This window comes from Marilutibacter aestuarii (assembly GCF_006546775.1).
GTDB classification, from domain to species: Bacteria; Pseudomonadota; Gammaproteobacteria; order Xanthomonadales; family Xanthomonadaceae; genus Marilutibacter; species Marilutibacter aestuarii.
Genome location: NZ_VICE01000112.1, coordinates 1 through 8,488 on the forward strand (window position 1 = coordinate 1; position 8,488 = coordinate 8,488).

8 protein-coding genes are annotated in these 8,488 nt (G+C 70.6%); 5 read left to right on the forward strand and 3 right to left on the reverse strand.

Features of this window, described 5'->3' with window-relative positions; genetic code table 11:
• Positions 1-467: winged helix-turn-helix domain-containing protein (locus FKV25_RS12305; RefSeq protein ID WP_211345430.1), on the reverse strand; the 467-nt coding region annotated here is incomplete at its 3' end.
• Between the two features lie 697 nt (positions 468-1,164).
• Between FKV25_RS12305 and FKV25_RS12310 the strand changes: the two genes are divergently transcribed.
• The gene (locus tag FKV25_RS12310; protein ID WP_211345432.1) at positions 1,165-3,255 is read left to right on the forward strand and encodes a S46 family peptidase; all 2,091 of its coding nucleotides are present in this window, start codon (positions 1,165-1,167) and stop codon (positions 3,253-3,255) included.
• Between the two features lie 108 nt (positions 3,256-3,363).
• Here the strand turns inward: FKV25_RS12310 and FKV25_RS16280 are convergent, their stop codons facing one another.
• Positions 3,364-3,531 (reverse strand): hypothetical protein, encoded by a 168-nt coding sequence (locus tag FKV25_RS16280; protein ID WP_170218632.1) that lies wholly within the window; start codon positions 3,529-3,531, stop codon positions 3,364-3,366.
• A 295-nt stretch (positions 3,532-3,826) separates the two neighbouring features.
• On the opposite strand from FKV25_RS16280, the gene serA reads away from it, so the two are divergent.
• Both serA and FKV25_RS12320 read left to right on the forward strand, forming a co-directional pair.
• Positions 3,827-5,392: a phosphoglycerate dehydrogenase gene (gene serA, locus FKV25_RS12315; RefSeq protein ID WP_141519099.1), complete on the forward strand. Its 1,566-nt coding sequence runs from the start codon at positions 3,827-3,829 to the stop codon at positions 5,390-5,392.
• Positions 5,392-6,039: a histidine phosphatase family protein gene (locus tag FKV25_RS12320; RefSeq protein WP_141519100.1), complete on the forward strand. Its 648-nt coding sequence runs from the start codon at positions 5,392-5,394 to the stop codon at positions 6,037-6,039. The genes serA and FKV25_RS12320 overlap by 1 nt, the downstream gene beginning before the upstream one ends.
• A gap of 54 nt (positions 6,040-6,093) precedes the next feature.
• Here the strand turns inward: FKV25_RS12320 and FKV25_RS12325 are convergent, their stop codons facing one another.
• A complete protein-coding gene (locus tag FKV25_RS12325; RefSeq protein WP_141519101.1) occupies positions 6,094-6,312 on the reverse strand; it encodes a DUF6289 family protein in 219 nt (72 codons plus the stop codon).
• Between the two features lie 211 nt (positions 6,313-6,523).
• Here FKV25_RS12325 and folC point away from each other — a divergent pair, with 211 nt between their 5' ends.
• Both folC and FKV25_RS12335 read left to right on the forward strand, forming a co-directional pair.
• Entirely contained in the window at positions 6,524-7,792 is a 1,269-nt protein-coding gene (folC, locus tag FKV25_RS12330; protein ID WP_141519102.1) for a bifunctional tetrahydrofolate synthase/dihydrofolate synthase, read from the forward strand.
• A gap of 106 nt (positions 7,793-7,898) precedes the next feature.
• On the forward strand, positions 7,899-8,488 hold a 590-nt coding region (locus FKV25_RS12335; RefSeq protein ID WP_211345431.1), incomplete at its 3' end, for an SPOR domain-containing protein.

The following is an 8,488-nucleotide window of genomic DNA, read 5'->3' on the forward strand; positions in this document are numbered from 1 at the left end:
CGCCGCGGGGCGGGCGCGGTGGCGGCAACCGGCGTCGCCGCGTCGCGGGCCGCGGTTCCATCCTCCGCGGCAACGCCTGCGTCGGGCGCTCCGGGGGCCTCCAGTGCGTCCAGGGCTTCGATGTCGAAGGGCGGCTCGAACACGTAACCCTGCTTGGAGCGGGTCCGGATCCAGGCCTTGTGCGGCTCGCCCAGGGCCTTGCGCAGCACGCTGACGCTCTGGGAGAGGTTGGCGTCCTCGACGATGACCCCCGCCCACACCCGGGCCAGCAGCGCCTGTCGCGTATGCAGGACGTGCGGCTCTGCCGCGAGCACCAGGAGCACGTCGAACACGCGCTGGGGCAGCTCGGTGGCGTGGTCGCCGTGGCTGACCCGCCGCAACGCGAGGTCGATCACCACCTCGCCAATGCGCAGGAAGCGGACACGGGGCGGCCAGGTCGGCGTGCTGGTCTCAGGAACTTCGGGCATCGAACCCCCAGTGCGTGTCAGGACAGCCGTCTGCGGCGACCCCACCCGACGGAAGGCTGGGGTGCGCGCGGTGGCGGCGCGGGCAAGCGCGCCCGCCACCCCCACGTTCCCTGACAGTCGTGGGCCCCCTTGCCCGGGCCATGACTGTGCCATCGCCTGGCGGCGCGGGCCAGTGGGCGGGCGGGCAACTACCGCCCCGGCGCGTTGCCGCACGCGCTCCAATCCTCAGGATTGCCTGCGGATCAATGGCTTGCATGAAGAAAGCTTTAGAAAAATTGAGTTCTTTTTAGCGGCGCGACGAGGTTTTGTCATCGCCGATCCGTCGAAATGCAGGCGAGTCCACGGTGGGTGCGCCGCCAATGGCCCGGCACCCGCGCGCCGGGTCCAGCGCGATCCGCACCCGGGGCCGGGCATACGTGTCGACGCCCGTGAGCTGCTTGGGTCGCCCCGCAATGGGATGTGCACGGGACGACACCTTCAATGCGTGTCTGCGGCATTGTTGCCCGGCCCCCGTGGCCGGGCCTTCTTTTCGTGGTGACGCCCCCCGCCTGCCTGACTTTCGACATGGCCGCGATTCCCGCCCAGCCGCTACACTCCCGGGTCGAACAGCAGAAGGAGTGTGGGCATGCGTTATGGGGTGTTGGCCGCGGCCATCGCGTTGACTGGCCTGGTCGGAACCGCGGTGGCGGGCGAGGGCATGTGGGTACCGCAGCAACTGCCGGAAATCGCCAAGCCGTTGCGCAAGGCCGGCCTGAAGCTCAAGCCCGAGCAACTGGCCAACCTGACCGGCGACCCGATGGGCGCGGTCGTCTCGCTCGGCGGCTGCACCGCCAGCTTCGTGTCCCCGCAGGGCCTCGTGGTCACCAACCACCATTGCGCGTACGGCGCCATCCAGCTGAACTCGACGCCCGAGCGCAACCTGATGGCCGAAGGCTTCAATGCCGCGACCCCGTCCGCCGAGGTCTCCGCTGGACCCAATGCGCGCATCTACGCGCTCGACGACATCCAGGACGTGACCGCCCGGGTGAAGGCCGCCATCGCTGCCGCCCCGGATGCGCTGGGCCGCACCGAGGCGCTGGAGCGGATCGAGAAGCAGCTCGTCGCCCAGTGCGAGGCCGAAGAGGGGTTCCGCTGCCGCCTTTACAGCTTCTCCGGCGGCAATACCTACCGCCTGTTCCGCAACCTCGAGATCAAGGACGTGCGCCTGGTCTACGCGCCGCCCAGCAGCATCGGCAACTATGGCGGCGAGATCGACAACTGGATGTGGCCGCGCCATACCGGCGACTTCTCCTTCTACCGCGCCTATGTCGGCAAGGACGGCAAGCCCGCGGCCTATGCCGAGGGCAACGTGCCCTACCAGCCCAGGCACTGGTTGAAGATCGCCAGCCGACCGCTGGAAGCCGGCGATTTCGTCATGGTCGCCGGATATCCCGGCCGCACGGCCCGCTATGCCCTGGCCGAGGAATTCGACGAAACCGCGAACTGGGCCTATCCGACGGTCGGCGCCCACTACAAGAAGCTGGTCGCCCTGGTGGAGGCCGCCGGCAAGGAGGACCCCTCGATCGAGGTCAAGTACGCGAGCACCATCCGCGGCTGGCAGAACGCGATGAAGAACTACGACGGCCAGCTCGAGGGCTTCCGCCGGATCGACGCCGCCGCGACCAAGCACGCCGGTGAAGCGGCGGTGCTGGAATGGCTGCGCGAGCAGGGCGACGACGGCAAGGCCGCGCTCGAGGCGCATGCCACCCTGGTGGCGCTGGACGAACAGGCCCGCGCCCAGCGCGACCGCGACCTGGTCCTGGGCCAGCTGCGCCGGACCGGCACCATCGGGGCGGCGATCCAGCTGTATCGCCTGGCGATCGAGCGCGAGCGGCCCGACGCCGAGCGCGAGCAGGGATACCAGGAGCGCGACATGCCCGGCTTCGAGGGCGGCATGCGGCAGATGGAGCGTCGCTACGACCCGAAGATGGACCGCGAGCTGCAGGCCTACTGGCTGCGCGAGTACGTGAAGCTGCCCGCCGACCAGCACGTCGAGGCGCTCGACGCCTGGCTGGGCGGCAACGACGAACAGGCGATCGAGCGGGCACTGGACCGCCTGGCCAAGACCCACCTGGGCATCACCGAGTACCGCCTGGGCCTGATGACCGCCGACCGGGCGGCGTTCGAGAAGAGCAAGGACCCGGCGATCGACCTCGCCGTGGCGGTCATGCCCACCCTGCTGGCGCTGGAACGCGAAGGCAAGGTGCGCGCCGGCGATGCGCTGGTGGCGCGCCCGGTCTACCTGCAGGCCGTGGCCGACTACAAGGAAAGCGAAGGCGAGTTCGTCTATCCCGACGCCAATTCCTCGCTGCGGATCACCTTCGGCAACGTGGTGGGCTACACCAAGGTCGACGGCAGCAAGCAGGTGCCGTTCACCCGGCTCGAGGAAGTCGCGGCCAAGGCCACCGGCCAGGCCCCGTTCGACGCTCCGCAGACCCTGCTCGACGCCATCGCGGCCAAGCGTTACGGCGGCCTGCAGGACAAGGCGCTCGGCACGGTGCCGGTCAACTTCCTCTCCGACCTGGACATCACCGGTGGCAACTCCGGGTCCCCGGTCATGGACGCCCACGGCCAGCTCGTCGGCCTCGCGTTCGACGGCAACTGGGAGTCGGTGAGCAGCAACTGGGTCTTCGATCCCGCGATGACGCGCATGATCGCCGTCGACCAGCGCTACATGCGCTGGATCATGCAGGAAGTCTTCCCGGCGCCGCAGATCCTCGCCGAGCTCGGGGTGCCGGCCAAGGACTGACCGGCTCCTGGCGACACCCATGGGAACGGGCCGGCATCGCCGGCCCGTTTCGTTCGGGTGGGCGAGGCATCCTCGGCGGAAGGGCGGAGGGCTTCGGCGTCGCGCGATTCAGCCGCGACTGGACATGGCGATCGGCGTGCTGCCTGCACCCAGGCAGCGTCGCCCCGCGCGCAGGCCGGCCTGCACCAGGCGGACCGCGCCATAGCCGAGCAACAGCAGCCCCGATGCCACGCACAGCAGGACGGGGCTGTGGGTCAGCATGGAATCCAGGATCATGGCCGCGGTGCCTCCATGCCCCGAGCTTACGCTTCCGGGCGCCCGCCTGCACGTGCCGCCACGGGGGCGACCCGGGGGTGGTTTCGGAGGTAACCGTTGCGCGCCGGGTGGACTCTGCTAGTCTTGCCGGCATCGCGGATTCCCATGCCAGCCGGCCCCGTTTCCCGATCAGTGGCAGTGATGCCCGACCTGCAACCTGTCGCAGGTCCCCCCCGCACCGACCGGTGCGGCGTTTCCATCCGAAGTGCCGGCTGCATGTGGACTCCGCGGGTTTCCCTACCCACTGGAGCATGCAATGAAAGTCCTGGCCTGTGATGGCATCCATGAAGACGGTCTGATCCTGTTCCGCGACGCGGGATGGGAGGTGGAAGTCGCCCCCGAACCGATCAAGGATCCCGACGCGCTCGCCGCCAAGCTGGCGGATTTCGACGCGATCCTCGTGCGCTCGGCCACCAAGGTGCCGGCCAAGGCGCTGGCCCAGGCCGACAAGCTCAAGGTGATCGGTCGCGCCGGCGCAGGCGTCGACACGATCGACGTGGACGCGGCGACCGCCCGTGGCATCGCGGTCATGAACGCACCCGACGGCAACACCCTGGCGGCCGCCGAGCACGCGATCTCGCTGCTGTTCGCGTTGGCGCGGCACATTCCCCGTGCCGACGCGGGCATGAAGGCCGGCGGCTGGCCGAAGGCTGGCCTGACCGGGTTCGAGCTGGAAGGCAAGAAGCTCGGCGTGATCGGCCTGGGGCGCATCGGCAGCACCGTGGCGCGCAAGGCCGCCGGCATCGGCATGGAAGTCGCCGCCCACGATCCCTTCCTGCCGGCCGCCGCGGCCGCCAAGGGCAGCGTGAAGCTCAAGAGCCTGGACGAACTGCTGGCCTGGGCCGACATCATCACCCTGCACATCCCGCGCACCAAGGAAACCACCCACCTGCTGTCGGAAGCGCGCATGCGCACGATGAAGAAGGGCGCCTACCTCATCAACGCCGCCCGCGGTGGCCTGGTGGACGAAGGTGCGCTGCTGCAGCTGCTCGACGAAGACCATCTCGCCGGTGCCGCGCTGGACACCTTCGTGACCGAACCGCTGCAGGCGGAGTCGCCGCTGCGCGCCCATCCCCGGCTGATCCTGACCCCGCACCTGGGCGCCTCCACCAGTGAAGCCCAACAGGCGGTCAGCACGATCCTGGCCCGCCAGATCATCGATTTCGTCGCCACCGGCGCGGTCGCCGGCTGTGTCAACCTGCCGCCGCTCACCGCCGAAGCGGCGCGCGAGGTCGGGCCGTGGATGCCGCTGATGTCCTCGCTGGGGCGACTGGCCTCGCGCCTGGTCCCGGCGCCGACGCGCCTGCACATCACCTACGCCGGCCGCACCGACGCACTCGACACCCGGCCGCTGACGCGCCTGCTCGTCGCCGCGCTGATGGGTACCGCGTCGGGTCGCGTCACCCCCGTGAACGCGCTGCACGAAGCCGCCGCGCGCGGCCTGACGGTGGCCGAGACGGTCGGTGGCGACAGCGATGGCTTCGATCGCCTGCTGCGCCTGCGCATCGAGAGCGACGAGCGCACCCGCGAAGTCGAGGCCACCCTGCATCGCGGCCCCCGCGTCGTGCGCCTGGATGGCGTGGAGATCGAGTTCGACCCCGCCGCCCCCGTCCTGCTGATGCGCAACGAGGACCGCCCGGGCATGATCGGCACCGTCGGCTCCAAGCTTGGCGCCGCCGGCGTGAACATCGTCAACTTCGCGCTCGGTGCCGCGGGCGACGGCCAGGCCCGCGCGGCGATCACGGTCGACCGGCCGGTGACCGACGAGGAACTGGCGGCGCTGGCCGCGACCCCCGGCATCCTCTCGCTGAGGCAGGTCTGATGCGCGTCCTGCTCGCCCGCCACGGGGAGACGCCGTGGAACGCCGAAGGCCGCTACCAGGGCCAGGAAGACATCCCGTTGTCGCCGGTCGGCGAAGCGCAGGCGCGGGCGCTGGGCCAGCGCCTGCGCGATGCCGACATCACCCGCGCGGTGGCTTCGCCGCTGGCGCGCGCGCGCTACACGGCGCAACTCGCGCTCGACGGGCGGGCCGGCATGCTGCAGACCGACCCGGGCCTGATGGAGATCGGCCACGGCGACTGGGAAGGGCTGCTGGCCAGCGAGATCCACGCGCGCGATCCCAAGCGCCTGCAGGCCTGGCGCGAGGCGCCCGAGACCGTGCAGATGCCGGGCGAGGGCGGCGAGTCGCTGCAGCAGGTATTCGACCGCGCCTGGCCTGCACTGCTGCGTGCGGGGGAAGGACTGGGCGTGGATGACACGTTGCTGGTGGTCGCGCACGACGCCGTGAACCGGGTCATCCTGTGCCACCTGCTGGGCATTCCGTTCAAGCGCCTGTGGACGTTCAGGCAGGCGCCGACGACGCTCAACCTGCTCGAGGGCGACAGCATCGAGCGCCTGGACATCGTGCGCCTGAACGACTGCAGCCACCACACCGCCCTGTTCGGCGAAGCGGTGCACCGGGCCCTTTGAGGACACCGGCGGGAGGGCGGAAGCCACGCGCCGGCGTGGCTTCCGCGGTCGGGTTCAGGGCAGGTTGCAGAACAACTGGCCGTTGGCCACCGCGTTCGAGGTTCGCGTGCCGCTGTAGCTGAAGACGCCGTCGCAGCTCACCGAATAGGTGCCGACCACGTTGCCGTTGGGGTCCAGGTAGACGCCCAGCTCGCCGTTCCTTGGTTTCGCGAGGGCCGCGCCCGCGGCAATGGCGACAACGAGTCCAAGTCCGAGCATCACTTTCATACGCATGGCATTCGCTCCTTGTGTTGGGGTGCCGGGTGATCCAGGTGCCGGCAGGCCGACGGGGGATTCTGGGTCGCGGGCGACGGCATACGCGTAAAGAACGGGTGAGCGCAGCGGCATTCGCGCGTCGCGATGTCCGATGTGTGCGGCATCGTCCATAATTCCCGTGAACCCGGTGCCATCCGGACTGCGAACTGCACCTTTCTGATTCACGGAGTTGAACGTGCCAACGCTTGCCGAGTGGCTGGAGCGCATCGAGCGCCAGCATCCCCGCGCCATCGACATGGGACTCGAGCGCGTGGCGGAGGTGGCCGCCCGCATGGCGCTGTCGAAGCCGGCCGCGCGCGTGGTGACCGTCGCCGGCACCAATGGCAAGGGGTCGACGGTCGCCTTCATCGAGGCGATCGCCCGCGCCGCCGGGCTTTCGGTCGGTGCCTACACGTCGCCGCACCTGCTTGCCTACAACGAGCGCGTGCGCATCGACGGCGTCGATGCCACGGATGCCGAACTCGTCGAGGCCTTCGAGGCCGTGGAGGCCGCGCGTGGCGCGACGACGCTGACCTATTTCGAGCATGGCACGCTCGCGGCGTTGTGCCTGTTCGCGCGCGCGGGACTGGACCTGGCCATCCTCGAGGTCGGCCTGGGCGGGCGCCTGGACGCGACCAACATCGTCGATCCCGACGTGGCCGTGCTCACCACCGTCGACCTCGACCACCAGGCCTGGCTGGGCGAGGACCGCGAAAGCATCGGGCGCGAGAAAGCCGGCATCGCGCGTGCCTGGAGGCCGCTGGTGATCGGCGACGACGATCCGCCCTCCAGCGTGCTCCGGCATGCCTACGCCGTCGGCGCCCCGGCGATCCGGGTGGGCTGCGATTTCTTCTTCGCCGCCCCTGCCGCAGGCGCGGCGTCCTGGTCGTGGCGAGAAGTGGGCTGCGAGCTCGAACTGCCCCTGCCACCGCTCGCGGCACCGGTGCAGTTGCGCAACGCCGCCGTCGCCATCGCCGCCGTGCGCGCGTTGGACCTGCCGGTGGCCGCACGCGACATCGAGCGGGGCGTGGCCACGGCTTCGGTCCCCGGCCGCCTGCAGCGCTTCGAACGCGGAGGCGTGGAGGTACTGGTCGATGTCGGCCACAACCCGCAGGCCGCCGCTGCCCTGGCGGAGTTCCTCGCGGCGGGCGAACCGGGGGGCACCGTGCACGCGGTATACGCGGCGCTCGACGACAAGGACGCGGGCGGGGTGGTGTCGGCGCTGGCAGCGCAGGTCGACCGCTGGTACCTCGCCGGGCTCGAGGATGCCGGTCCGCGCGGCCAGTCCGTCGATGCGCTGGCTGCCCGCCTGGTCGCTACCGCGGCCGGGCAGGCGTCGCGCCATGCGAGCGTCGCGGCCGCGCTCGATGCGGCGCTGGCGGCAGCGGCGCCCGGCGACCGGGTACTGGCGTTCGGCGCCTTCCACGCGGCGGCCGCGGCATTGGCGGCGCTGGGCTGAAGCCGTCCCGGTATGCGCGGGATGAACGAAGCGCCGCCGGGACCTCGGGTCGCGGCGCTGGCGAGGGTATAATCGCGCCGCGACACGCCTTCGGCCTGCGAGACCCATGGAACCAGCCCTGAAACAGCGCTTGATCGGTGCGATCGTCCTGGTCGCGCTCGCCGTGATCTTCCTGCCCATGCTCATCAAGGGCCCCGCACCCGAGAGCGGCGTGGCCGACCTCCCGCTGGACATGCCCGATGCGCCCCAGGGCGGGTTCGAGACCCGGGAGCTGCCGCTGGTGACGCCTGGCGCCACGCCCGAGGGCGGTGCCGTCGGCATGCCGACCGACGGCGCGTTGCCCACGGTCGATACCCGCGAGGCCGCTACCCCGGCGCCGGCGGGCGCGCTGCCGGCAACGACCGCTGGCGGCGACTACGCGCTGGGCTTTGGCACGTATGCCAGCAGCCAGGATGCCGCCCGGGTCATCAAGGTCCTCGCCGACAAGGGGCTGCCCGGCTTCCAGGACACCATCGAGAGCGCCGACAAACGCACCTTGTACCGCGTCCGCATCGGGCCCTATGCGACCCGCGAGGACGCCGAGGCCGCCCGCGTGGTCGCCGCCGGCGTCAATCCGCAGGTCGAGGTCCGGGTCCTCGTGCTCGATGCCGATGCCGCGGAACCCGCGCCGCCGGTTGCCGCAAAACCCGAACCTGA

What these genes read in the sequence shown, in the direction of transcription:
- FKV25_RS12310 (WP_211345432.1), top strand. Translation starts at nt 1,165, where the DNA reads ATGTGGGTACCGCAGCAACTGCCGGAAATCGCCAAGCCGTTGCGCAAG.
- FKV25_RS16280 (WP_170218632.1), bottom strand. Translation starts at nt 3,531, where the DNA reads ATGATCCTGGATTCCATGCTGACCCACAGCCCCGTCCTGCTGTGCGTG.
- serA (WP_141519099.1), top strand. Translation starts at nt 3,827, where the DNA reads ATGAAAGTCCTGGCCTGTGATGGCATCCATGAAGACGGTCTGATCCTG.
- FKV25_RS12320 (WP_141519100.1), top strand. Translation starts at nt 5,392, where the DNA reads ATGCGCGTCCTGCTCGCCCGCCACGGGGAGACGCCGTGGAACGCCGAA.
- FKV25_RS12325 (WP_141519101.1), bottom strand. Translation starts at nt 6,312, where the DNA reads ATGCGTATGAAAGTGATGCTCGGACTTGGACTCGTTGTCGCCATTGCC.